The 231-nt window shown below is 65.4% G+C and carries 1 pseudogene; it reads left to right on the top strand.

The annotated features are described in order from the left end of the window. Positions 1–231: pseudogene (locus ACQG3P_RS25030) on the top strand (thiazole synthase); the annotation flags it as partial.

The raw sequence follows: 231 nt of genomic DNA on the forward strand, positions 1-231 counted from the left end.
GCTTCGAGGTGATGGTCTACACCTCCGATGACCCGTTCCTGGCCAAGCGGCTGGAAGAGATCGGCTGCGGGGCGGTGATGCCGCTGGCCGCACCGATCGGTTCGGGGCTGGGCATCCAGAACAGGTACAACCTGCTGGACATCATCGAAAGCGCCAAGGTGCCGATCAGCGTCGATGCCGGCGTGGGCACCGCGTCGGATGCGGCCATTGCCATGGAGCTGGGCTGCGATG

Source organism: Stenotrophomonas sp. SrG, assembly GCF_050031795.1.
In the GTDB taxonomy this organism is placed as follows: Bacteria; Pseudomonadota; Gammaproteobacteria; order Xanthomonadales; family Xanthomonadaceae; genus Stenotrophomonas; species Stenotrophomonas rhizophila_A.